The organism is Mycobacterium hainanense, assembly GCF_041890355.1.
GTDB classification, from domain to species: Bacteria; Actinomycetota; Actinomycetes; order Mycobacteriales; family Mycobacteriaceae; genus Mycobacterium; species Mycobacterium hainanense.
Map to the genome: position 1 here is coordinate 1,120,045 of NZ_CP169059.1, position 24,161 is coordinate 1,144,205.

A 24,161-nucleotide genomic window follows, 5' to 3' on the forward strand; every position below is an offset into this window, starting at 1 on the left:
TAGCGGTGGTCACAGATCCGGGACGGGGATGTCGAGGTTGGGGTAGGTCAGGCCGCCGTCGACCTCCAGCGTTTTGCCGGTCAGGAAGCTGCCGGCCGGGGACGCCAAATACACTGCGGCCGCGGCGATGTCGACGGGATCGCCGAGCCGGCGCATGGGCGTGGCCTTCTCCATCGGCGCGCGCAGCTCGTCGTTGGACGCGACGACGTCCAGCGCGGAGGTGAGGATCGATCCCGGCGCGATTGCGTTGACACGGATGCGCGGGCACAAATCCAGGGCGGTCAGCCGGGTGTAGTGGGACAGCGCGGCCTTCGCGGTGCCGTAGGCGGCGAACCCGCGGCCCGCCAGCCGGCCCATGGTCGAGGTGATGTTGATGATGTTGCCCTCGCCGGAGTGCTCGAGCATGAGGGGTACCGCCGCGACCGTCAGCGCGTGGGCGGTGGCGACATTGAAGGTGAACGCGTCCCTGAGGTCCTTGGTCGAGGTGGTCAGCAGCGTGTTGGGCATGGTTCCGCCGACGTTGTTGACGACGATGTCTAGTTTCCCGAATGCCTCGACCGCCTGGCCGGCCAGCTCCGCGGTGGCCTCCGGGTGGGCGAGGTCGCCGGCGACGATATGCGCCCGCCGACCCGCGGCGCGGACCTGCTCGGCGACGCCTTCTAGTTGCGATTCCGTGCGCGAGGCGATGAGGACATCGGCGCCCGCCTCGGCGAAAGCCAAGGCGATGGCCGCACCGAGGCCGCGGCCGGCGCCGGTGATGACGGCGACTTTGTCGTCGAGACGAAATCTGTCAAGGATCATTGCGGCCTCTCTTCGCCCAAGGTGTCAGGCGACACGGTAGCAAGCCGCGCCGTATCGGGAGCGGCATTTCTGGAACAGGTTCTACTTTTGCATCCGGCCAGGCCGCTGCATTGGCCCGTGCCCCATTCGCGGCCGGCGGAACCGGCCGGTCGAAATTTCCAATACGCGGGGCCGGGCGCCGGCGCGTCTTGCGTCCACTGCGAGAACATTCACCCGGCGTTAGCCTCTTAGTGCTGACCGTTTGGTCGGCGCGTACGGCTATTGAATGGTGGCGATCGTGTGTGAGCTGTCCCGTCGGGGATCATATTGGGGCTGAACCGATTTGCCGCGGCACTATGCGCCGCGACCGTCCTGGCGGTGTCCGGCTGTGGGAGTAATGACAATGCTGCGGGCCAACGTCCCGCGCCGGGCACGTCGGCCGCCAAGGTGAGCTGTGGCGGGGCCAAGTCGCTGAAGGCGAGCGGGTCGACCGCCCAGGCCAACGCGATGACCCGCTTCGTCGAGGCCTTCGAGCAGGCCTGCCCGGGCTGGACCCTGAACTACACACCCAACGGATCGGGCGCGGGAATCGGTGAATTCACAGGCAACCAAACCGATTTCGCGGGGTCCGACTCACCGCTGGCTCCCATCGAATACTTCGCGGCGCGTCAGCGTTGCGGTTCGCCTGCATGGAATTTGCCGGTGGTGTTCGGCCCCATCGCGATCAGCTACAACGTCAAGGGCGTGACGTCGCTGAATCTGGATGGTCCGACGGCGGCCAAGATATTCAAGGGCGACGTCACCGCCTGGAACGATCCGGCCATCGCGGCGTTGAACCCGGGCGTCCCTTTGCCCGCCGAGCCAATTCGGGTGATCTTCCGCAACGATCAGTCCGGCACCACGGACAATTTCCAGAAATACCTGGATTCCGCGGCCAACGGCGTCTGGGACAGGGGCATCGGGAAGACGTTCAACGGCGGCGTCGGCGAGGGCGCCAGGGGCAACGACGGCACGTCCGCGGCGGTCAAGGCCACCGAGGGGTCGATCACCTATAACGAGTGGTCGTTCGCCCAGGCGCAAAAGCTCAACATGGCCCGGATCATCTCCTCGGCCGGCCCGGACGCGGTGGCGATCAGCGCCGATTCGGTGGGCAAGACCATCGCCGGTGCGGACTTCACCGAGGAGGGCAACGACCTGGTCGTCGACACCTTCTCCTTCTACAAACCGGCCCAGCCCGGTTCCTACCCGATCGTGCTCGCGACATACGAGATCGTCTGTTCGAAGTATCCGGATCCCCAGGTCGCCGCGGCCGTCAAGGCGTTCCTGCAAAGCACCGTCGGCGCGGGGCAGAACGGCCTGGCGGACAACGGTTACATCCCAGTTCCCGAGTCGTTCAAGCCCCGGCTGTCGGCGGCGATCGACGCCATTTCGTGAGCCCTCCCACCCCGGTGTGCGGCCCGCCCGCAAGCCCCGTTGGCCAGCCACAATCGGCCGGCAGCAATTTGCCCAACGTTAACCTTCTTGCTGTTAGCTTCCTTGCTGCGAGAGACGGCTCATCGCCGGGTAGCGGCTAGGAGAACGTCGCCAATCATGTTTCATCCCTACCGTTAGGAAGTGACTTGAAACTCAACCGATTCGGTGCCGCGCTGAGCGTCCTGACCGCTGCTGCGCTGGCGTTGTCGGGGTGCGGAAGCGACAACAATGTGGGCGGCGGGAGCAACGGGACGAGCGGGTCGGCGTCGGGCAAGGTCAGCTGCGGCGGCAAGAAGACGCTGAAGGCCAGCGGGTCGACCGCGCAGGCCAACGCCATGACCCGCTTCGTCAACGCCTTCGAGCAGGCGTGCCCGGGTCAGACGTTGAACTACACGGCCAATGGGTCGGGTGCGGGGATCAGTGAATTCAACGGCAACCAAACCGATTTCGGTGGCTCGGACTCGCCGCTCGCGGCAAAGGAATACGCCGCGGCGCAGCAGCGCTGCGGCTCCCCGGCATGGAACCTGCCGGTGGTGTTCGGCCCGATCGCCATCACCTACAACGTCAAGGGTCTCAGCTCGCTGAGCTTGGACGGCCCCACGGCGGCGAAAATCTTCAACGGCGCCATCACGACCTGGAACGACCCGGCAATCGCGGCGCTGAACTCCGGTGTCACGTTGCCCGCCGAGCCGATCCATGTGGTGTTCCGCAACGACGAATCCGGCACCACGGACAACTTCCAGAAGTACCTTGACGCGGCCTCGAACGGCGCGTGGGGCAAGGGCGCCGGGAAGACGTTCAAAGGTGGTGTCGGCGAGGGCGCCAAGGGCAACGACGGCACGTCGGCGGCCATCAAGGCGACCGAGGGGTCGATCACCTACAACGAGTGGTCGTTCGCCCAGGCGCAGAAGCTGGATATGGCCAAGGTCGTCACGTCGGCCGGCCCGGACGCGGTGGCGATCAGCGCCGACTCGGTCGGCAAGACCATCTCCGGCGCCAAGATCAGCGGGCAGGGCAACGACCTGGTGCTGGACACGCTCTCCTTCTACAAGCCCACCCAGTCCGGGTCCTACCCGATCGTCCTGGCGACCTACGAGATCGTTTGCTCGAAGTATCCCGACCCCCAGGTTGGCACTGCGGTCAAGGCGTTCCTGCAAAGTACGATCGGTGCCGGGCAGAGTGGCCTGGCCGACAATGGGTACATTCCCATCCCGGATTCGTTCAAGTCGAGACTGTCGGCTTCGATCAACGCCATCACGTGATTTGAGGTGGTCGTGACCCGAGGAGCGGTAGCCAGCCCGTCGACCACGGAAAAGCCCGCGCTCAAGGCGTTGGGTGCACCGTCAGGCCGACAGGGTGACCGGCTGTTCAAGTTAGCGGCCGCCGCTGCCGGTTCGACGATCGTGGCCGCGATCGTGCTGATCGCGGTGTTCCTGCTGATTCGTGCCGTTCCGTCCCTGCGGGCCAACCACGCGAACTTCTTCACCAGCGCCCAGTTCAGTACCACCGACCCCGGCAGGCTCGCGTTCGGCATCCGTGATCTGTTGATGGTCACGGTGCTCAGTTCCCTCACTGCGCTGGTGCTGGCGGTGCCGATCGCGGTGGGTATCGCAGTGTTCCTCACCCAATACGCGCCCAAGCGGCTGGCTCGCCCCTTCGGGGCAATCGTCGACCTGCTGGCCGCGGTGCCCTCGATCATCTTCGGCTTATGGGGCATCTTCGTGCTGGCCCCCAAGATCGAGCCCGTCGCCGCGTTCCTCAATCGTCACCTGGGCTGGTTCTTCCTGTTCAAGCAGGGCAACGTGTCGCTGGCCGGTGGCGGCACCATCTTCACCGCGGGCATCGTGCTTTCGGCGATGATTCTGCCGATCATCACGTCGGTTTCGCGCGAGGTGTTCCGGCAGACGCCCCACATGCAGATGGAAGCCGCGCAGGCGCTGGGGGCCACCAAGTGGGAGGTGGTGCGGATGACCGTGCTGCCGTTCGGCCGCAGCGGTGTGATCGCGGCGTCCATGCTGGGGCTGGGCCGAGCGCTCGGCGAGACGGTGGCGGTGCTGATCATCTTGCGTTCCGCAGCACGCCCCGGAAACTGGTCGCTGTTCGACGGCGGCTACACATTCGCCTCGAAAATCGCCTCGGCCGCAGCCGAATTCAGTGAACCGTTGCCCACCGGGGCCTACATCGCCGCCGGGTTCGCGCTGTTCGTCTTGACGTTCGTCGTCAACGCACTGGCTCGCGCCGTCGCCGGCGGGAAGGTGAACGGATGACGGCCAACGTTTTCGATAGGCCCGTCAAAACCCAGGCGTTCCGGCCGGTCAGCATCCGGCGGCGGCTCACGAACGACGCCGCGACGATCTTCTTCGTCGCCTCGTTCCTCATCGCGCTGGTGCCGCTGGTCTGGGTGCTGTCGGTCGTGATCGCCCGGGGCTGGTATGCGGTCACCCGGACGGGCTGGTGGACCCACTCGCTGCACGGCATCCTGCCCGAGCAGTTCGCCGGTGGGATCTACCACGCGCTGTACGGAACGATGGTGCAGGCCGGGGTAGCCGCGCTGCTGTCGGTGCCGCTCGGGCTGATGACCGCGGTCTTCCTGGTGGAATACGGTTCGGGCCGGCTGGTGCGGCTGACGACCTTCATGGTCGACGTGCTCGCCGGGGTCCCCTCGATTGTGGCGGCGTTGTTCGTCTTCAGCCTCTGGATCGCCACGCTGGGATTCCAGCAGAGCTCCTTCGCCGTCTCGCTGGCGCTGGTTTTGCTGATGCTGCCGGTGGTGGTGCGCTCCGCCGAGGAGATGCTCAGGTTGGTGCCCGACGACCTGCGGGAGGCCAGTTACGCGCTCGGCGTTCCCAAGTGGAAGACCATCATGGCGATCGTGTTCCCGATCGCCATGCCCGGCATCGTCTCCGGCGTATTGCTGTCGGTCGCGCGGGTCATCGGGGAAACCGCCCCGGTGCTGGTGCTGGTGGGCTACAGCCGGTCGATCAACGTCGACATCTTCCACGGCAACATGGCATCGCTGCCGTTGCTGATCTACACCGAGCTCACCAACCCCGAGCACGCCGGCTTCCTGCGCATCTGGGGTGCGGCGCTGAGCCTGATCATCATGGTCGCCGCGATCAACCTGATCGCGGCGGCGACCCGGTTCCTGGCGATGCGCCGGCGCTGAGCGCGCGACCGGTCCGGGTCAGGACTTCGACGCGGCCTTCTTCGCGGGTGCTTTCTTCGCCGTCGTCTTCTTCGCGGTGGTCTTCTTCGCGGTGCTCTTCTTGGCCGGGGCTTTCTTGGCGGAGGCCTCGCCGTCGCCCGAACGCGCCTTTACGCTGGCCTCCAGCTTGGCGAGCAGGTCGGAGACGTCCTCGGTCTCGTCGAGCTCCTTCGGCTGCTCCTCGGTGGTAAACGCTTCGCCGCCTTCGAGTTTCGCGTCGATCAGCTCCTGCAGCTGCTCCTGGTAGGTGTCGTGATATCGGTCCGGGTTGAAGTCTTCGGCCATCGACTCCACCACCTGACCGGCCATTTTCAGTTCCGCGGGCTTGATCTCGACCTCCTTGTCGAGCACTGGGAAGTCCGGGTCGCGGATCTCGTCGGGCCACAGCAGGGTGTGCACCATCATCACGTCGCGCTTGCCGAAGTCCTTGACGCGCAACGCCGCCAGCCGGGTCTTGTTGCGCAGGGTGAAGTGGACGATCGCAATCCGATCGGTCTCGGCAAGCGTCTTTGCCAGTAGCACATACGATTTCGACGACTTGGAATCCGGCTCCAGGAAGTAGCTCCGGTCGAACAGCATCGGGTCGACCTCTTCGGCCGGAACGAATTCCAACACCTCGATCTCCCGGCTGCGTTCTTCGGGCAAGGTGGCGATGTCGTCGTCGGTGATGATGACCATCTGACCGTCGTCGGATTCGAAGGCCCGGGCGATGTCTCGATATTCAACGACCTCGCCGTCCACCTCGCACACGCGTTGGTATCGGATGCGGCCGTTGTCCTTGGCGTGCACCTGATGGAACTTGATGTCGTGGTCCTGGGTGGCGCTGTACACCTTGACCGGGACGTTGACCAGCCCGAATGCGATCGAGCCCTTCCAGATGGAGCGCATGTAAGTCAGTATGCCCATACTGTTCGCCGGCTAACAGGACGCGGGGCCGTTGCGCCCAGCTCGTGACCGCATCGAAGCCGGCCGGGAAGCTACCCCCGGTTTGCCTGGGCCCGCAGCTCGGCGCGGTCGGGCAGCTGCGCCCCGGCGCGGCCCACGGTCGCCGCAGACGACAGCGTGGCCGCCTCGAGCGCTCCGGTCAGGGCGTCGATCGAGATGCGGCGCAGGGCGGGCCGCCGGTCGGCGCCCAACAATTCCATTCCCCACAGCGCGTCCAACAGGCCGACCATGAAGGCGTCGCCGGCGCCCACGGTGTCCACCACCCGGACCGGCCTGGCGGCCACGCGCGCCTCGCCGGCCGAGCACAGCGCAACCGCACCGCGCGCACCCATCGTCACCACGACGATCGCCGGTCCCGAGGCCAGCCATGCCCGGGCCGTCTGTTCCGGGTCGTGCTCGGGGTCGATCCAGCGCAGGTCCTCGTCGCTGACCTTCACGATGTCGCTGCGCTCGGCCAGGTGCTCGATACGCACGCGGGCCGAATCGCGGTCGGCGATCAGCGACGGCCGGACGTTGGGATCGAAGGACACCGTGGCCGAGAGTCGGTACGTGTCGACCAACGCCGCGACCGCCAGGCAGCCCGGCTCGCGTACGGAGGCGATCGACCCGGTGTGCACCACCGCCGGCGGCGGGACCTCGGGTGTGCCGGAAAGCCGCCACTGAAGGTCAAACGTGTAGGTGGCGGAGCCATCCTCGGTCAGTGTCGCTACCGCGGTCGGTGTCCGCATCGCCGCAATGCTGCCCGGGACAAGCTGTGCGCCAGCAGTTTTCACATAATCGGCGATGTGCCGGCCGTGTGGGTCGTCGGCGATGTAGGTCAGGAAATCGATGTCGCGGCCCAGCCGGGCGAGTCCGACCGCGACGTTGAGCGGACTGCCACCGACATGTTCGTCGCCGTCGACGATATCGATCAGCGATTCGCCGATCACCAATCCGCTCGTCATCGCACCAGGGCCTCCAGCGTCGCCCGAGCTCCCTTGGTGTGCAACGAATCCAGCGCCCAGCTATACGCGTCGACAAACCGTGGTTGGTGGGCCAGATCGCAGAACACGGCGGTCACCTCGATGAACGCGGTGGGATTCTGGTGTTGCGACCTGGCGATCGGGATGAGCGAATCAGCCAGCTGGTCCACCACCTCGTACGGCTTACCCCATTCGTCGGTGCCCTCGGCGTAGCGCGCCCAGCTGGCGACAGCCGCGGCCGCCAGTTGAACCGGCCCGTCGTTGGCCAGGTTGTCGCAGATGACGGGGAACAGCCATTTCGGGATGCGGTCCGACGAGTAGGCGCAGATGCGCGCGACGGTGTCGCGTACGGCCGGGTTGGCGAACCGCTCGACCAGCGTGCGGCCGAAGTCGTGCAGGTCGATTCCCGGCACCGGCGGCAAGGTGGGGATGGCCTCGGTTTCGAAGTACGAGAGCAGGAATGCGGCGAAGAGGGGATCGCGCGCCGCCTCGTGGACGAACTGGAAGCCGCAGAGATGGGCGAAGTAGGCCAGGCACTGATGCCCCGCGTTGAGCATCCGCAGCTTCATCAGCTCGTACGGGCGCACGTCGTCGACCATCAGGACCCCGGCCCGCTCCAGCGGGGGCCTGCCGTCGGCGAAGTCGTCTTCGATCACCCAGGCGGTGAAGGGTTCGGCCACCACCGGCCACCGGTCACCGACGCCGAAATCGCGCCGCACCTCCGCGGCCATCTCCAAAGTCGTTGCCGGAGTGATGCGATCGACCATCGAACTGGGAAAGCGGGCGTTCTGCGCCACCCACTCGGCCAACGCGGGATCCCTGCGTTCGGCGCTAGCGAGCACGGTGCGCTTGGCGACCTCGCCGTTGTTCTCGATGTTGTCGCAGGAAACGATCGTCGGTGCGGGCACTCCTCGATCGCGCCGCCTGGCGAGCGCCTCGGTGATCAACGCGAACGCCGGCCCATCGGGGTCGCGGTACCCACCTTCGGTGATGGTCAGCGAAATGATCCGGGTGGAGGCGGCGGTAAGCACCTCTAACGCTGATTCCGGATCGTCCGGGGCGTAGCGGTAGTCCACGATCGACCCGATCACCTGCGCGTCCCGGCTGCCGTTGGGGTTCTCCAAGATCAGCGTGTAGAGGCCGTCTTGATCGTTGAGAACGTCGCGCATGGTCCAGTCGGCGGGCATCACGCCCACGCCGCAGATGCCCCAGTCGCGTGCCAGCCCCTGCTGCAGCAGCAGGTTGATATACGCAGCCTGATGCGCCCGGTGGAAATGACCGGCGCCGATATGCGCGATACCGACGGTCACCTCACCGCGGTCATAGTTCGGCGCATCGATCGGCAGTTCGGAAAGCGACGCATTGTTCAGGTCGATCGCGCTAGCCACCATCGGCCAACTCCTCACCGGGCCACGATCCCGATCGTTACGGGCTCGCAGCACCTCTCGACGGTACGACGGCCGGGCCGAAGCCCGGCGGCTTGGGCCAACCGATGCCCTACGTGACCGGGGAGCCCCCGGTCGGCACGGCCGACGACAGCAGGACATCGGCGAGCGCACGCCACGAATCGGTTATCGCGACCGCGCCCGCATCAATCAAATCCGCTCGGCGGCAATCTCGTTCGTCAGGTGGCACGAACATCAGGTTGCCCACGGTGGCATAGCCGGCCGCGACCGCGGAGCTCACTCCGGCGACGGAGTCTTCGATGGCCAGCCCTTCTTCTGCCGCGACACCCATCACCTGACCGGAATGCAGATACACCGCCGGGTCGGGTTTGCTTGTCGGCACCGGAAGCGAATCCTCCGCGCTGAACGTCACCGCCTCCGGTATCAGCGCGTCGATGCCGGTGGCGGCGAAGCAGGCCCGCAGGCGCTTGGTGGCGCTAGAGCTCACGGCCGCGAGCGCGTAGTGCCGGGCGAGGTCGCGCAGTGGTTCGAGCACCCGCGGGTCGGGCGTCAGCGTGACGGCGAGATGCGCGGTGACCCGTTCGCGCTCCTCGCGCACCCACTGCTCGAGCTCGTCGGCCGACACCGCGTTGCCCTTCGCCACGTCGTCGGCCGAGGCGACCACCGCCGCGGGAAAGCCCTGCGCCAACGTGCGATCGAGCGGTAGGCGGCACCGGTTGGCCAGGTCGAGAGCCATGGCGCGGAAGTTCTTTCCGACGGCCCGCTTACGCAACTCCTCCGAGTCGAGTGGGGCGGTCACGCCGAACCTGGCCAGGAAACGATTCATCACCTCGGTCGACGCTTCAAACGCCGGCCTCTCCGAGGCGAACAGGTTGTCGTCGGCGTCACACAGCAAGGTGGTGATCGGCGCCGGGTCGAAGGTGCGCACAAAGGTCAGGTGAGTGTTCATCGTGCCACCAACTGTCGCTCGTGGTCGCGCATCGCGTCACGCAGCGTGGGCACCACGCCGCGCGTGTCGATATCGGCGATCATGTCGCCGAGGCGCCGCGCGAAACCGGGAACCGCACGTAGCTCGGCGAACATTGCGTGCCGGAGCAGGGGGTCAGGGTTGTTGCGGGCCATGTTGGCCAACTTAGCGATCGGGATCGCCTGCGAGTCCTCGAGGCGGAGCCGACGGCCCTGCAGGTCGTGGCCGCGCATGTACCGGGCCCATCCGGCGACAGCCAAAGTCAGCAGCGTGTGCGGTCTGCCCTGCGTGACCGCCTCCTGCAGGGACGGCAGCACAAAGGAGGTGATCTTGGTCGTCCCCCGCCGGGCGAGCCGCGACAACTGGTCGCTCATGCTGGGATTGCTGAGCCGGTCGAGCAGTGTGGCCCGGTACTCCGGAGTGTTCATCCCCGGTACCGCGGGCAGCAATGGCTGAATCTCCTCGCGCAACAGCGTCTCGACGTAGTCGAAGATGACGGGGTCGCGCATCGCTTCGTCGGTGCGTTGGTAACCGGCCAGCGTCGCCAAGCATGCGAGCGCGATATGGGTTCCGTTGAGCAGGCGCGTCTTGATCAGCTTGTGGTCGCTGACATCGGCAACGAATTCGGCGCCGACCTCCTCGAGCGGCGGCCGACCATTGCTGAACGAATCCTCGATCACCCATTGGCGATACGGTTCGGTCACGACCGGGCACCTGTCGGCCACGCCGAACGTCTGCTCGACGAACTTGCGCTCCGAATTCGAGGTTTGCGGGGTGATGCGGTCGACCATCGTCGACGGAAAGGCGACATGCCTTTCGATCCAGCGGGCGAGCCCCGGGTCCTTGCACGCGGCGAACGAAACCAGCGCGGTCCGCGCCGGGCGGGTGTCGCGGGGGATGTTGTCGCAGCAGAGCACGGTAAACGGCGCGAACCCCGCGCGCCGGCGCCGGTCGAGAGCCTCGGCCAGATAACCCCACGCGGTGGCATAGCCACCGGACGCGACCAGGTCGGCGCGCACGTCGGGGTGGTCAACGTTGAACTGGTCGGTGACCGGATCCAGGAAGTACCCGTTGTCGGTGATGGTCAGGCTGACGATGCGGGTTTGCGGATCTGCCAGGGCGGCGCGGACAGCCGCATCATCGTTCGGGGCGAAATGGATGGAGCCGATCGAACCCACCACGCGCGCGGTCTGGCCGTCGTGACCGCGCTGTACCACGGTGTACAGCCCGTCCTGCGCCGACAGCGAGTCTTTGGCGCTCGGGGAGTGGAGGCTGACACCGGTGACGCCCCACCGATGCGAAATACCCGAGCGGGCAAGGTCGTCGAAGTAGACGGCCTGATGTGCCCGGTGGAAGTTGCCCGCGCCGATGTGAACGACACCGCGCCGCAGGGCAGACCTCTCGTATGTGGGTACCGCGATTCGCTGGGAGTGCAGTGGCAGGGTGGCATTGTTGAGGGGGACGCCGCCTTCTGGACGTCTGGACATTATGCGCATTGCTAACCCGTGCCCGTGGTGGCCGCGGGTCTAACGCCTTCGTAACCGATGTCACAGAAATTTACGTTTGAGACATAATCCGTGGTGGGTAGCGATCATCGCTGCTCAGACGCGTAGGTTGACACCATGGCGCCCCGGGTGAAGCTCACCAATGCCGACAAGGCGCTCTATCCCGCCACCGGGACCACCAAGCGGGACGTCTTCGACTATTACACCCGCATCGCCGAGGTGATGATCCCGCATGTCGCCGGACGCCCGGCCACCCGCAAGCGCTGGCCGAATGGCGTTGCGGAGTCGTCGTTTTTCGAGAAGCAGCTGGCTTCCTCGGCGCCGGAATGGTTGCCCCGCGCCAGTGTCACGCACCGGTCGGGGACCACCACGTATCCGATCATCGACAGCCTCGACGGGCTGGCGTGGATCGCGCAACAGGCCGCGCTGGAAGTGCACGTGCCCCAGTGGCGGTTCGTCGCCGAGTGGACCCGAAGCAAGGCCGAAGAGCTCAAGCCGGGTCCGGCGACCCGATTGGTGTTCGACCTCGACCCCGGCGACGGTGTGACCATGGCCCAGCTGGCTGAGGTGGCCCACGCCGTCCGCGACCTCATCGACGGGATCGGGCTGACTCTTTTTCCGCTCACCAGCGGCAGCAAGGGCCTGCACCTCTACGCGCCGCTGGCGGAACCGGTGAGCAGCAAGGGCGCGACGGTATTGGCGAAACGCGTTGCCCAGCAACTGGAAAAGTCTATGCCCAAGCTCGTCACATCGACCATGACGAGAAGCCTGCGGGCGGGCAAGGTGTTCCTCGACTGGAGCCAGAACAACGGCGCCAAGACCACGATCGCCCCTTATTCGTTGCGCGGGCGCGAACACCCGACGGTCGCGGCCCCGCGCACGTGGCAGGAGATCGACGACCCGGCGTCGTTGCGTCAGTTGCGCTACGACGAGGTGCTGGACCGGGTGGCGCGCGACGGCGATCTGCTGGCGGCGCTGGACATCGACGTCGCCGCCCCCGACCGGCTGACCAAGTACCGCAGCATGCGGGACGCGTCGAAGACCCCGGAGCCGGTCCCGCGCGCGAAACCCGAAACCGGCCAGGGCAATTCGTTCGTCATCCAGGAGCACCACGCCCGCCGGCTGCACTACGACTTCCGGCTGGAGAAAGACGGCGTGCTGGTCTCGTGGGCGGTCCCGAAGAACCTGCCCGAAACCACATCGGTGAACCACCTGGCGGTGCACACCGAGGACCATCCGCTGGAATACGCCACCTTCGAAGGCAACATACCCAAAGGAGAGTACGGCGCCGGGAAGGTGATCATCTGGGACGCCGGGACCTATGAGGCGGAGAAGTTTCTCGACGACGAGGTGATCGTCAATCTGCACGGCCACAAGATCTCCGGTCGCTACGCGCTGATCCAAACCAACGGCAACCAGTGGCTGGCCCACCGCATGAAGGAGCAGAAGACCTTCGACTTCGACGGGATCGCGCCCATGCTCGCCAGCCACGGCTCGATCGGGGCGTGCAAGGCGAGCCAGTGGGCGTTCGAAGGCAAATGGGACGGCTACCGGCTGCTCGTCGAAATCGACCACGGCAGCCTGCGGGTGCGGTCCCGCCGCGGCCGGGAAGTCACCAACGAATACCCCCAATTGCGTTCGCTGGCACACGATCTGGCCGAGCACCACGTGGTGCTCGACGGGGAGGCCGTCGTCCTGGACGCCTCAGGCGTGCCCAGCTTTCATGCGATGCAGAACCGGGGCCGCGGCAGTCGCGTCCAATTTTGGGCGTTCGACCTGCTCTACCTCGACAGCCGTTCGCTGCTGCGGGCGCGCTATCAGGACCGCCGAAAGCTGTTGGAAACGCTGGCCGTCGGCAGCGAGCTCATCGTGCCCGAGTTGTTGCCCGGTGACGGGAAACAGGCGCTGGAGCACTCAGGCAAGCACGGTTGGGAGGGGGTCGTCGCCAAGAAGCGCGATTCCACCTATCAACCGGGCCGGCGCTCGGCGTCGTGGATCAAGGACAAACATTGGAACACCCAGGAAGTCGTCATCGGCGGCTGGAAGGCCGGCGAGGGCGGACGCAGCAGCGGCATCGGCTCCCTGCTGATGGGCATCCCGACCGACGGCGGCCTGCACTTCGCGGGGCGGGTCGGAACCGGGTTCACCGAACGTGACCTGGCGAGCTTGAAGAAGACCCTGGCGCCCCTGCACACCGACCGATCTCCCTTTACGCCGCCTCTTCCCCGCAGCGAGGCCAGGGGCGTGACATTCGTCGAGCCGGTGCTGGTGGGGGAGGTGCGCTACAGCGAGTGGACGCCTGATGACCGGTTGCGCCAATCGAGTTGGCGTGGGCTGCGGCCGGACAAGGAGCCCAGTGAGGTGGTGCGGGAATGAAATGGGTGACCTACCTCGACGCCGGCGGCGAACGCACCGGGGTGCTCTCCGGTGACAATGTCTACGCGATGCCCGCCGGCGTGACGCTGCTCGACCTGATCGGCCGTGGCGCCGACGGGTTGCGCGCCGCAGGCGAAGAGGCGCTGCGTGCCCCCGCGGCGACCGTGCCGCTGGGCGCGGTGCGGCTTCTGGCGCCGATCCCGCGGCCGCCATCCATCCGCGACTCCCTGTGCTTTCTGGATCACATGCGCAACTGCCAGGCCGCGCTGGGCGCGGGGCGCACGCTCGCTGACACCTGGTACCGCATACCGGCGTTCTACTTCGCCTGTCCGGCAACGGTTTTAGGCCCTTACGACGACGCGCCCACCGCCCCGGGAAGCGCCTGGCAGGACTTCGAACTGGAGATCGCCGCCATCATCGGAACCGGTGGGCGCGACCTGACCGTCGACGAAGCCGAACGGGCCATCATCGGCTACACCATTTTCAACGACTGGTCTGCGCGCGACCTGCAGCAGATGGAAAGCCAACTCGGGATCGGCCAGGGCAAGGGCAAGGACAGCGGCGTCACGCTCGGCCCGTACCTGGTGACACCCGACGAGCTGGAGCCGTACCGGCGGACCGGCCGACTGGAGCTGCGGGTGACCGCACTGGTCAACGACGCCGTGATCGGTTCGGGGTCCACCGCCCAAATGGATTGGAGCTTCGGCGAAGTGATCTCCTACGTGTCGCGCGGCGTGGCTCTCGCGCCCGGCGACGTCATCGGCTCCGGCACCGTCCCGACGTGCACGCTCGTCGAGCATCTCAACCCGGCGGCGCTGGACTCGTTCCCCGGCTGGCTGCACGACGGCGACGTTGTCACCCTCCGCGTCGAGGGACTCGGGGAGACGCGGCAAACCGTGCGCGCCACCCCCGCGCCACATCCGTTGGCGGCCCGGCCCAATCCGGACGCCGCGCCTCCTGCGGCGCGGGTGAATCGGGCGCCCGCCAAAGTGCCCTACACCCGCGGCCTGCACGAGGTCGCCGATCGGATATGGGCGTGGACGCTGCCGGACGGGGGCTACGGGTGGAGCAACGCCGGACTGGTCGCCGGCGACGGCGCGTCGCTGCTCGTGGATACCTTGTTCGACCTGGCGTTGACCCGCGAAATGCTTGCCGCGATGCGGGATATCACCTCGTCGGCGCCCATCACCGACGCGCTGATCACCCACTCCAACGGAGACCACACCCACGGCAACCAACTGCTCGGCGCCTCGGTGCGGATTGTCGCCGCAACGGGCACGGCCGAGGAGATCGCGCACGGCATGGCGCCCGAGATGCTGGCGATGGCGCAAACCGCCAACCTCGGTCCGGTCGCGACTCCCTACACGCGAGACCGCTTCGGATACTTCGACTTCAGCGGCATCACGGTGCGCAACGCCGACCAGACTTTCGACCGCGAGCTGACCATCGACGTGGGTGGGCGGCGCATCGAGCTGTTGAACCTCGGTCCCGCGCACACCGCCGCTGATTCGGTGGTACACGTGCCCGACGCGGGGGTGCTCTTCGGCGGCGACCTGCTGTTCATCGGCTGCACCCCGATCGTGTGGGCCGGCCCGATCGCCAACTGGATCGCCGCGTGTGATGCGATGATCGCACTCGACGCGCCGACGGTCGTGCCCGGACACGGCCCCGTCAGCGATCCTGACGGAATCCGTTCGGTGCGTGGGTATCTCGCGCATATCTCCGAACAGGCCGAGGCCGCATACCGCAAGGGGCTGTCGTGGTCGGAGGCGGCCGACACCATCGACCTCGGTGAGTACGCGGCGTGGCTGGATGCGGAGCGGGCCGTCGTCAACGTCTATCAGCGGTATCGCGAACTGGACCCCCAGACGCCGCGGCTCGAGGCCATGGCCCTCCTGGTGATGCAGGCCGAGTGGCTGGCCAAAAGATCTCGCGGTTAAACCCGCACGGCCGCGACGGTTTTCGGGCCGGCTAGACCCGCACGGCCCGAACGAATTTGATTGTGGTGGCCGGAACATGTTGCGCAGCCTCCCCCAGCTCCGGCAGGCCGGCCGCGGAGAACAGGTCGGTGAGCCGGGATACCGTGGTTTCCCAACCGTTCTCGTGCAGCAGCGCGGCGACGTCGGTGTGCTCGCCTGGGTACGTCAAGCCGGTGAGATCCATCTCGAGTCCCCACCGTCGCCAGCCCTCGGCCGTCAGTCGGGCTTGCTCCCGGTCCTGCGGCGAACTTCCCGTCACGGTCCCGAAGTCGGCGGCGAACCGGCTGCCCTCGGCGGATAGCGGGATGATCGAATCCAGCAGCCGAACCTCGGCCTCCGGTGGAAGCCATCCGATAAGGACACCTTCGGCGAGCCATGCCGTGGGATGGGTCGGATCGAAGCCCGCTTCCTGCAGTGCCGCAGGCCAGTCCTCCCGGAGATCGATGCCCACGGTCCGGAGCTGGGCAGCGGGGGCCGCCCCGATCTCCGCCATCGTCGCCATCTTGAACGCGATCACCTCGGGCTGATCGATCTCGTACACCGTCGTGCCGATCGGCCAGCGTAGCCGGTAGGCGCGGGAATCCAGCCCCGACGCCACGATCACCACCTGCAGCAGGCCGGCCTGGCCGGCCGCGGCCAAATAGTCGTCGAAATAGCGGGCGCGGGCGGCGAACGTGTCGACCATCCGGAGAAACCCGACGTCCCGTTCGAGGTCGCCGGGATCCAGTTCACCGTTGGCCAGCTTGGTGAACACGTCCAGCCCCACGGCACGCACCAGCGGTTCGGCGAATTCGTCCGTGACCACCGGCTGCGGATGCCTGCTCGCGGCGGCCCGGGCGGCGGCGACCATGGTGGCCGTCGCTCCCACGCTGTTGGCGAGGTCCCAGCTGTCACCCTCGGTTCGTGCCATGCTTTCTCCTTCGATGTGGCGGCCAAACCACCGTATGCCCCGCCGGTGAACACCGGCGTCGCCTACGGTTCCCCCTATGCCCGCAGTGGAATTCGAAACCCTCGAAGACGACATTGCCAGGATCACACTGAACCGCCCCGAGCGCCTCAACGCCATCGACGGATCGCTGATCGACGGTGTGCACCGCGCCCTGGACCGGCTCGGTGGCGGCGAGTTCAGGGCCGCCGTCCTGACCGGCGCCGGACGCGGATTCTGTGCCGGGGCCGACCTGAGCGGAACCGGTGAACCGTGGACCAAACCCAAGCCGACGACCCCGTCGTTCAAGGTCAACTACGACTCCCAGGTTCGCCTGGCAGACCTGTTCACCCGCATCTACGAGCTGCCCATCCCGGTGATCGCGGCCGTCAACGGCGTGGCCGTCGGGGGAGGACTGGCGTTCACCCTGGTGTCCGACGTCCGGGTCGCGTCCGAGCACGCCCGGTTCGGATCTGTGTTCATCAAGGCCGGCTTCTCGTCGATGGACATGGGCACCAGCTACTTGCTACCGAAAATCGTCGGTGCCGGCGTGGCGCGTGAACTGATGCTTTCCGGCCGCATCATCGACGCGGCCGAGGCATACCGCATTCACCTGGTGCACGAGGTGGTGGCCCCCGACGACCTGATGCCGGCCGCGCTGCGGGTGGCCCGCTCGATCACCGAGAACAACGCCTACGGCGTGTGGCAAACCAAGATCGGGCTCAACGCGGCGCTGGACGCGCCCAGCCTGCGGCACGCCATCGAGATCGAGAACCGCACCCAGATCCTCAGCGGCTTCACCAACAACCCGGTCGAGGCGGCCACCGCCCACATGGAGAAGCGGGCTCCGAAGTGGGATCCGCTGTGACCGCTGCCTGATGGTGGCGGCCGCCGCTGGCTGGTGGCGGCGGCCCGCGGCGCCCGGCTTCGCCGCGCTTGCGACCGCCGCTAGACCTTCGCGATGACGTTCTCCGCGAACATCTCGAGGTTGCGAATCTTGTTCTCCAGCGGCTCGGTGTCGTTGCCCTTGACGTAGGGGATGCGGAAGCCGACGATGGCGTCGGTGACGCCCTTGTCCTCTAGGCGTTTGATCCCGTCGACGGTGTAGGCGTCGGCCGAGATGACGTGAATCTGAAACGGCCCTGTCTTGCCCGCCTCTTCGCGGTACCGCTTGAGCTTGGCGATCAGCCCGTCGAGTTCCTCCGGGTCGCCGCCCCCGTGCATCCAGCCGTCCAGGCGGGCCGCGCGGCGCAGCGCCGCGTCGGCATGCCCGCCGATCAGGATCGGGATCGGCTGGGTGGGAGCGGGCGTCATTTTCGTCTTCGGGATGTCATAGAACTCGCCGTGGAACTCGAAGTAGTCGCCGGTGGTGAGGCCCTGGATGATCTCGATGCATTCGTCCATGCGCTTGCCGCGCTTGGCGAAGGGGACGCCCAGCAGTTCGTAGTCCTCCGGCCACGGGCTGGTGCCGACACCGAAGCCCACCCGATTGTTGGTCAGCGCGGCCAGCGAACCGATCTGCTTGGCCACCAGCGCCGGCGGCCGGATGGGCAGCTTGAGCACGAAGAAGTTGAAGTGCAGTTTCGTCGTCACCGCGCCCAAAGCGGCTGTCAGCACGAAGGTTTCGATGAACTCCTTGCCGTCCAGGAACTCGCGATCGCCGTCGGGGGTGTACGGGTACTTCGAGTCGGACTCGAAGGGGTAGGCAATGCTGTCGGCGATCGTCATCGCGTGGTATCCGGCCGCCTCGGCTGCCTGGGCCAGCGGGATGTAGTACCTGTGGTCGGTCATCGCCTCCGCGTAGGTGAACCGCACGTCATCTGCCTTCCTGAGAACCGGTCGTCACACGAGATTAGAACGTGTTCTAGTTCTACCCGTGCCCGGTTCCCGGCACAATAAGGCGTCAGAGCTGGTTTTCGGGGCCGATGACCGCCCAGACCGTCTTGCCGCTTGCCGTGGGCGTGCTGCCCCACGTGCGTGACAGCGCGTCGACGATCGCCAGGCCCGAGACGTCGATGCCGGTCGTTGGTGACGGCAACCGCACGGCCGGCGCGTAGCTGGTGTCGGACACCGCGATGGTCGCCGTCGCGCCGTGGCTCTCGAGCCGCATGACGGGAACACTCGGGGTGTGCTCGAGGACGTTCTCGACGAACACGTTGACCACCACGAGGGCGACGGGGATCAGCGTGGATTGCGACCAGGCGGTGAGCCACTCGCGGACCAGGCGGCGCGACTCGCGCAGGCTGGTCAGGTCGGCGGGCAGCTGAGCGTCGGCGCGGCGCACGGCACGCCGGCTCTGCTGGCTGAGCGCCTTGAGCGCCGCCTTCTCGGTCGAATAGACCGGCATGAAGTAGGCGACGCCGCTGCGGGATATGGCCTCGCGCGTCCCGCGGTGCGCGCAGACCAACACGATCGGAACGTTCGGATTGCCGCGGACCTGCCAGTGCGCGCCGATGAAAGTGGACCACGCCAATTCGGCGAGCACCTTGAGCGCGGAGATGTTGACGATGACGGCGGCCGGCTCGTCCAGCGTGGCGTGCAGGATGTGGTCGCGCAGCCTCGCGGAGTTGGTGGCGTCGAGAACACCGTCCACGGTCAGGACGGTCGCGGACTCTTCCGTCCGCGTCGCGACGGCCAGCGAGCTGGAGGACTCAGCTACCGAGCTCACCACAGCAACCCCTTTCCCTGCGGCGGCCTCCGGTGTCGAAGCACCAGGACGCCCGGCTGCCTCCGCCGTCCGGTTCCATCCGTGCTCCTCGAATCACACCCGGGCCAACTGCTTGAGTATCCGCCCTCGGGGGCAAAAGTCGAATTTGGGGAGAGCCGCCTGGACGCCACCGAAATGTCCAATCCACGGGCGTGACATCGAGAGCGCGCAACAGGCAGCGCGGTGCGAGTGAGGCGCGTGCCCGTCCCCACCCGTGCGAGGCCCCCGCCTCTACCGCGCCGAACACATTGTTCGTCTCCGCCGCGCAGCACGCGCATCCCCCGGGACTACCACCTTCAGCGCGGCCCCAAACGCCCCGACGGCGCCGGAAAACCGCGGATCCAGCAGGGAAGCGGGCGGGTCAGCTCGACGCGTACGGCGGGGCGCCCACCCCGGCGACCGAGTGTGTGCCCCACGGCGTCCTTTCCACGATGCGGGCGGGCGCGCTGCGGCGGCCCACGGTCAACGTCGCGGTCCGAGCTTGCCCGAGCGCCTCGTCGGCCAGCGGCTGCGACGGCGAAGCGAACACCGTCCCCTGCCAGTGGTAGCGGCCGTCGATCGGGTCGAGGTGTCCGGTGAGCCGGACCCGCACCGGGTGGCGGGCGCCGGCGATCTCCAGCGTCGCGGCCCCGTCATAGGTGTCGTCGCGTTCGGGTGCGCTGGCCGACAGGTCGAAGGCGGAGGACACCGGCGGGGCCTGGTCGGGAGACAGCTGCGCGCGCTCGTTGAAAACCCGCTGGCTACTGGCGCGCACTTCGATGCGGCTGCTGGCCGTGCGCTCCATCATTCGGAGGCACTCAGCGATGTAGCGCGCCCGCGCGCCGGTGTCTGGCCCGGTGATGAAGAAGTAGTTGGGAAAGCCGCGAGCCGCCACACCGTAGAACGGCTCCATGCCGTCGTGCCAGGACTGCCGAATGGTCAGCCCGGCGGCGCCGACGAGCGTTTCATCGGCCAGCTCCTCGCGGACCGAGAATCCGGTGCCGTAGATGATGGCGTCGACGCGGTGGTCGGCACCGTCGTGGGTGCGGATGCCCGACGCCGTCACCGCCGCTATCGGCGACCCGGCGACCGAGGGGCGATGCGCGTCGGCCGGTCGGAAGGGGTGCCGCAGCCGGCGTTTGGCGCGGGTGGACCACAGCGGCACCTCGGTGACCACGCGGCGCGGCGAGTGGGCGAAGACGGTGACCGACGCCGCGATCCCGATCAGCCGGCCGATGTGGTGGCCGGCGCTGGAGTCCGTGCCGACGACCGCGATGTGCTTGCCGGACGGATCGAACCCGGGTGCCCAGGCGGCCGCGTGAAACGACGGGCCCGGGAAGTCGTCGCGGCCCGCGATGTCCGGCAGCCAGGGGACGAACGGCGGCTCGGCGGTGATGACGGCGCGCGCTCGGACAACCTCCCCGCCGCTCGTCGTCAACAGCCAGGTGTCTGTCGCGTCGTCGAACGCCGACTGGACCCGCCCGCCGGGCTCCACAAAGTCGGTGACTCCGGCCGCCACCAACGCCGAGCGAGCGCCCGCACGCGCGCCGAGGACGGCTACGGGGTGGCGGGAGTCAGCGAGGCCGCTCGGCCGCGTCACAGAAACCTGCTGCGCTTCCAGCTCCGGCGCGCGATCGGGCCCAAGAGACCCACCTCGGTCAGGAAGGCCGCCAGCGGTGCGAAGCCGGCGACCTGCACCTCGCGGCGGTGCGGGCTGGTGCGCGCGACGTGTCGCGCCCGCTTCGGGTCCAGACCCGTGCGCGCGTATGGGATCGGATTGCTGAACAGGTAGTTGAAGAAGTAACCGCCTAGCCCGTTGATGTTGGCCATGAACCAGCGGTTGACCCGGGGCATTTCGGCCACGCGTTTACGGGCGCCGTCGCGGGCGAATTGGATGTGGCGCGCCTCCTCGGTGACGTGAATCCGCATGAGGCGCTGGATGATTGGCTGCAACTCCGGGTCGTCCATCATCTGCCGCTGCAGCGAATCGAAGATCTCTTCGCCGATCAGTGCGGCCACCCACAACATCGAGCCCCGCTGAAACGCCAGCGGCAGCGCGTTGATGATCATCCGGTGAAACAGTCGGGGACGCACCGGTTTTGCGCCGATGCGCTCGATGGCCTTGCCGAACATGACCATGTGCCGTGTTTCGTCGCCCAGCTCGGTCAGTTTGTAGTGGGTCGACTTGCTCGTGGGGTCCTCGTGCAGGATCGTGCGCAGCAACGATTGATTGAGCATGTTCTCGAACCAGATCCCGGCCGAGAGCGTGTTGACCAGTTCCTGGCGCGAGAGCTCGATCTGTTGCTCGCGGGTCATCTCGTCCCACATCGGGGTGCCGTACAGCGACACCAGGCGCGGCGGCAGGAAGAACTTGTCCGGATCCAGCGGGGCGTCCCAGTCGATGTCGACCACCGGTTCATAGGACTTCTTGACCGAGCCCCTGAGCAGGCGCTCTGAGAACTCTTCACGACTCGGCCCGCCTGGCTTCACCGCAGTTGTCATGCGCTGGCGTCCCTTCATTGGGTGCTTCAGACGGTACCCATGGTACTGGGTACTTTGGGGCCCGACTAGGCCCTTCGGATTTCGATTCGGCAATCTGATGCAAGCGACGAGGAGGGTTTCTTTGGGCCGGCATATCCACGTCATCGGCATCGGCGCCGGCGACCCCGACTACGTGACGGTTCAGGCGATCGAGGCGCTCAACCACACCCAGGTGTTCTTCGCGATGGACAAGGGCGAGGCGAAAAGCGACCTGGTGACGCTGCGGCGGGAGGTCTGCTCCCGGTTCATCCGCGAGCCCGGCTACCGCTTCGTCGAGCTGCCCGACCCCAAGCGGTCCGGCTCCGACTATCGCGAGGCCGTCTCGGACTGGCACGCCGCACGGGCGCGGATCTGGGCGGATGCGATCGCCGCCGAGCTGGGGCCCGATGGCGTCGGCGCTTTCCTGGCTTGGGGTGACCCGTCGCTGTACGACAGCACCCTGCGGATCCTGGAGGCCGTCAAGGCCGAGCTCGCGTTCACCTTCGACGTGATTCCGGGCATCACCGCGGTGCAGGCGCTGACCGCCCGGCACCGCATCCCGCTCAACGAGATCGGGGAACCGGTGCTGATCACGACCGGGCGACAGCTACGCCGCCAGGGCTTGTCCGGGTCCGCCGTCGTGATGCTCGACGCCGAATGCTCCTTCCGGACGTGCCCGCCCGACACCCGCATCTGGTGGGGCGCCTACCTGGGCACCGCCGACGAGCTGCTGGTGGCCGGCACCGTCGGGGAGGTCGGGAGCCGCATCGCGGCGCTGCGGGCGGAGGCCCGTGCGCGGCACGGCTGGATCATGGACACCTATTTGCTCAGGGCCGGTGAACGCTCGCCCTAGCCAATCCGCCCGAGCGCGCGGAAGGCCCGCCACACCTTGGCGATGCCGAACTCGGCGAGCAGCAGAAGCACGGCGCGGACTTGCGCCATCCCGGCGCCGTGGTCCAGCGCCAGGTCGACATGCAGACGGAATGACTCGTCGAGGGTGCCGTTGAGGACGTCCGTGGCAATCGTGCACAGGGCTCGCTCGCGAACCGTCAGGTCCGGACGCCCCCAACGCTGAACGAACTGGTCATGGAGAAACCGTGCGAAGTCTTCGTCGAGCCCCGAGATGCGCCGAAGGGGGGCGGCATCAACGTCGGAACTCGCAGCGCGTCGACTGTCGGGCGGCTGCTCCGATGCATCATCGAGCTCAGCGAGTCGCATCAGCGCTTCAGCGGCGGTCGGATACCCCACATACGGCGCAAGGTGGCGCACTGCCTCCCTGATCGAGTCCAGCGAAACGCCTTGCGACATACCCATTTTGACGTGCGTCATGAGCGGAAACCCGAGCCCGTGTGTGGACAGGTCGGCGGCGACGAACACGAACGCCTTCTCCCGCATCGTCAGGTCGGGAATTCCCCAGGCATGCTGGCCGACCAGGATCGCCATCTCCGAGAAGTCGGCATCGAGGGCAGCTACCGTCTCCTGATTTGTCAGCTTCATCGCAGTGCTCCCACCATGGGGCTGCCTGCGGCGACCGCGCTGCCGAACCTTTCCGGGAGGCCAAAGAGCCTGATGCGGATGCGGTCGAAGAGCCGGTCGGGAACCCACCGGGCCAAGAACGCCAGAAGGCGTCCATGTTTGCCGACGATGTACCGCGTTCGGGGCCGTCCGGCGGTCAGTGCCCGTAACACCGTTCGAGCGACCACGTCCGGGTGGCTCCCACCGCTTTCCCTGGCCAGTGCGCGTTCGGTCATCGACTGGTATGCGGCGGCATAGCGCCGCCGATCCTCCTGCTTCATCTCGCCCAGCACACGCTTGGCGTCGGCCTCGACCTTGTCGACGGCGTCGGTGTGGATGGACGCCGGTTCGATCAAGACGACGTGAATCCCCCACGGTCGCAACTCCATCCGCAGCGACTCGGTGATCGACGCGAATGCCCACTTCGACGACACGAGCGGTGCGCCGAACGGCAGGCTGAGCCGGTCGCCGATCGAACCGATGTTGATGACCCGACCTGCACCGCTGCGCAGCAGCGGAAGGAAGGCCTGAATAACTGCGACCTGGCCGAAGACATTCACCTCAAAAATGCGCCGCAACTCCGCTAGGGGAATGGCTTCAACAGGCCACGTCATGCCGATGCCGGCGTTGTTGACCAATCCGGCCAGTCCGCCGCCGCCGACGGCGTCCGACACCGCCGTCACCGCTCGGGCGATCGATGCCGCGTCCGTGACATCAATGCTCACCGGGACTATCCGGCCTGGACATTGCCGAGCGCTGTTCACCAGCGCCTCGCCATCTGTGCGGCGGCGCACTCCGGCGAACACCTGAAAGCCCTCGGCCGCCAAGGCCAAGGCGGTAGCCCGTCCGATGCCGCTCGAAGTGCCGGTCACCAAAACACTCGAAGTATTCATGCCAACGACTGTAGGCCAACAGTT

Annotated in this window: 20 protein-coding genes and 2 pseudogenes; 9 read left to right on the forward strand and 13 right to left on the reverse strand. The window is 67.0% G+C overall.

Annotated elements, in window-relative coordinates; genetic code table 11:
• Nucleotides 1–9: 9 nt before the first annotated feature.
• The gene (locus ACEL92_RS05430) at nucleotides 10–801 is read right to left on the reverse strand and encodes an SDR family oxidoreductase (RefSeq protein WP_374024621.1); all 792 of its coding nucleotides are present in this window, start codon (nucleotides 799–801) and stop codon (nucleotides 10–12) included.
• A 306-nt stretch (nucleotides 802–1,107) separates the two neighbouring features.
• On the opposite strand from ACEL92_RS05430, the gene pstS (ACEL92_RS05435) reads away from it, so the two are divergent.
• The 4 genes from pstS (ACEL92_RS05435) (at nucleotide 1,108) to pstA (ending at nucleotide 5,419) form a co-directional block, all read left to right on the forward strand.
• Nucleotides 1,108–2,214: a phosphate ABC transporter substrate-binding protein PstS gene (gene pstS, locus ACEL92_RS05435; RefSeq protein WP_374024622.1), complete on the forward strand. Its 1,107-nt coding sequence runs from the start codon at nucleotides 1,108–1,110 to the stop codon at nucleotides 2,212–2,214.
• Between the two features lie 185 nt (nucleotides 2,215–2,399).
• A complete protein-coding gene (gene pstS, locus ACEL92_RS05440; RefSeq protein ID WP_374024623.1) occupies nucleotides 2,400–3,515 on the forward strand; it encodes a phosphate ABC transporter substrate-binding protein PstS in 1,116 nt (371 codons plus the stop codon).
• A 6-nt stretch (nucleotides 3,516–3,521) separates the two neighbouring features.
• A complete protein-coding gene (gene pstC / locus ACEL92_RS05445) occupies nucleotides 3,522–4,520 on the forward strand; it encodes a phosphate ABC transporter permease subunit PstC (protein WP_374024624.1) in 999 nt (332 codons plus the stop codon).
• Nucleotides 4,517–5,419 (forward strand): phosphate ABC transporter permease PstA, encoded by a 903-nt coding sequence (gene pstA, locus ACEL92_RS05450; protein ID WP_374024626.1) that lies wholly within the window; start codon nucleotides 4,517–4,519, stop codon nucleotides 5,417–5,419. Before pstC ends, pstA begins: the two co-directional genes overlap by 4 nt.
• Nucleotides 5,420–5,437: 18 nt before the next feature.
• Here pstA and ACEL92_RS05455 read toward each other — a convergent pair whose 3' ends face one another.
• From ACEL92_RS05455 to ACEL92_RS05475, 5 genes are all read right to left on the reverse strand, one after another.
• A complete protein-coding gene (locus tag ACEL92_RS05455; RefSeq protein ID WP_374024627.1) occupies nucleotides 5,438–6,346 on the reverse strand; it encodes a Ku protein in 909 nt (302 codons plus the stop codon).
• Between the two features lie 89 nt (nucleotides 6,347–6,435).
• A complete protein-coding gene (locus tag ACEL92_RS05460) occupies nucleotides 6,436–7,347 on the reverse strand; it encodes a carbohydrate kinase (protein WP_374024628.1) in 912 nt (303 codons plus the stop codon).
• Entirely contained in the window at nucleotides 7,344–8,756 is a 1,413-nt protein-coding gene (locus ACEL92_RS05465) for a mannitol dehydrogenase family protein (RefSeq protein WP_374024629.1), read from the reverse strand. Before ACEL92_RS05465 ends, ACEL92_RS05460 begins: the two co-directional genes overlap by 4 nt.
• Nucleotides 8,757–8,862: 106 nt before the next feature.
• Nucleotides 8,863–9,720, reverse strand: a complete 858-nt coding sequence (locus ACEL92_RS05470) for an HAD family hydrolase (RefSeq protein WP_374024630.1) — start codon at nucleotides 9,718–9,720, stop codon at nucleotides 8,863–8,865.
• Nucleotides 9,717–11,225: a mannitol dehydrogenase family protein gene (locus ACEL92_RS05475; RefSeq protein WP_374024631.1), complete on the reverse strand. Its 1,509-nt coding sequence runs from the start codon at nucleotides 11,223–11,225 to the stop codon at nucleotides 9,717–9,719. Before ACEL92_RS05475 ends, ACEL92_RS05470 begins: the two co-directional genes overlap by 4 nt.
• 135 nt (nucleotides 11,226–11,360) lie before the next feature.
• Between ACEL92_RS05475 and ACEL92_RS05480 the strand changes: the two genes are divergently transcribed.
• Both ACEL92_RS05480 and ACEL92_RS05485 read left to right on the forward strand, forming a co-directional pair.
• Nucleotides 11,361–13,619 carry an ATP-dependent DNA ligase gene (locus tag ACEL92_RS05480; protein ID WP_374024632.1) on the forward strand — a complete coding sequence of 753 codons (2,259 nt, stop codon included), beginning with the start codon at nucleotides 11,361–11,363 and terminating at the stop codon, nucleotides 13,617–13,619.
• Nucleotides 13,616–15,559 (forward strand): fumarylacetoacetate hydrolase family protein, encoded by a 1,944-nt coding sequence (locus ACEL92_RS05485; RefSeq protein ID WP_374024633.1) that lies wholly within the window; start codon nucleotides 13,616–13,618, stop codon nucleotides 15,557–15,559. The genes ACEL92_RS05480 and ACEL92_RS05485 overlap by 4 nt, the downstream gene beginning before the upstream one ends.
• Before the next feature lie 31 nt (nucleotides 15,560–15,590).
• On the opposite strand, the gene ACEL92_RS05490 is transcribed toward ACEL92_RS05485, so the two are convergent.
• On the reverse strand, nucleotides 15,591–16,508 hold the full coding sequence (locus ACEL92_RS05490; RefSeq protein WP_374024634.1) for an SAM-dependent methyltransferase: 918 nt from the start codon (nucleotides 16,506–16,508) through the stop codon (nucleotides 15,591–15,593).
• Nucleotides 16,509–16,593: 85 nt separating this feature from the next.
• On the opposite strand from ACEL92_RS05490, the gene ACEL92_RS05495 reads away from it, so the two are divergent.
• Nucleotides 16,594–17,391, forward strand: a complete 798-nt coding sequence (locus tag ACEL92_RS05495) for an enoyl-CoA hydratase/isomerase family protein (protein WP_374026085.1) — start codon at nucleotides 16,594–16,596, stop codon at nucleotides 17,389–17,391.
• Nucleotides 17,392–17,471: 80 nt separating this feature from the next.
• On the opposite strand, the gene ACEL92_RS05500 is transcribed toward ACEL92_RS05495, so the two are convergent.
• From ACEL92_RS05500 to ACEL92_RS05510, 3 genes are all read right to left on the reverse strand, one after another.
• Entirely contained in the window at nucleotides 17,472–18,338 is an 867-nt protein-coding gene (locus ACEL92_RS05500) for an LLM class flavin-dependent oxidoreductase (protein WP_374024635.1), read from the reverse strand.
• An 88-nt stretch (nucleotides 18,339–18,426) separates the two neighbouring features.
• A complete protein-coding gene (locus ACEL92_RS05505) occupies nucleotides 18,427–19,191 on the reverse strand; it encodes an STAS domain-containing protein (protein ID WP_374024636.1) in 765 nt (254 codons plus the stop codon).
• Nucleotides 19,192–19,591: 400 nt separating this feature from the next.
• The gene (locus tag ACEL92_RS05510) at nucleotides 19,592–20,809 is read right to left on the reverse strand and encodes a DUF4873 domain-containing protein (RefSeq protein WP_374024638.1); all 1,218 of its coding nucleotides are present in this window, start codon (nucleotides 20,807–20,809) and stop codon (nucleotides 19,592–19,594) included.
• On the opposite strand from ACEL92_RS05510, the pseudogene ACEL92_RS05515 reads away from it, so the two are divergent.
• Nucleotides 20,774–20,866 (forward strand): annotated as a pseudogene (locus ACEL92_RS05515) (hypothetical protein); the annotation flags it as partial. The gene ACEL92_RS05510 and the pseudogene ACEL92_RS05515 overlap by 36 nt on opposite strands.
• Nucleotides 20,867–20,916: 50 nt before the next feature.
• On the opposite strand, the pseudogene ACEL92_RS05520 reads toward ACEL92_RS05515, so the two are convergent.
• A pseudogene (locus ACEL92_RS05520) lies at nucleotides 20,917–21,861 on the reverse strand (diiron oxygenase); the annotation flags it as partial.
• Between ACEL92_RS05520 and cobF the strand changes: the two are divergent.
• Nucleotides 21,833–22,582, forward strand: coding sequence for a precorrin-6A synthase (deacetylating) (gene cobF, locus ACEL92_RS05525; RefSeq protein ID WP_374024639.1), 750 nt, complete (start codon nucleotides 21,833–21,835; stop codon nucleotides 22,580–22,582). The pseudogene ACEL92_RS05520 and the gene cobF sit on opposite strands and share 29 nt — an antisense overlap.
• On the opposite strand, the gene ACEL92_RS05530 is transcribed toward cobF, so the two are convergent.
• A complete protein-coding gene (locus ACEL92_RS05530; protein ID WP_374024640.1) occupies nucleotides 22,579–23,226 on the reverse strand; it encodes a carboxymuconolactone decarboxylase family protein in 648 nt (215 codons plus the stop codon). The two genes, cobF and ACEL92_RS05530, sit on opposite strands and share 4 nt — an antisense overlap.
• Entirely contained in the window at nucleotides 23,223–24,137 is a 915-nt protein-coding gene (locus tag ACEL92_RS05535) for an SDR family oxidoreductase (protein WP_374024641.1), read from the reverse strand. The genes ACEL92_RS05530 and ACEL92_RS05535 overlap by 4 nt, the downstream gene beginning before the upstream one ends.
• Nucleotides 24,138–24,161: the final 24 nt, after the last annotated feature.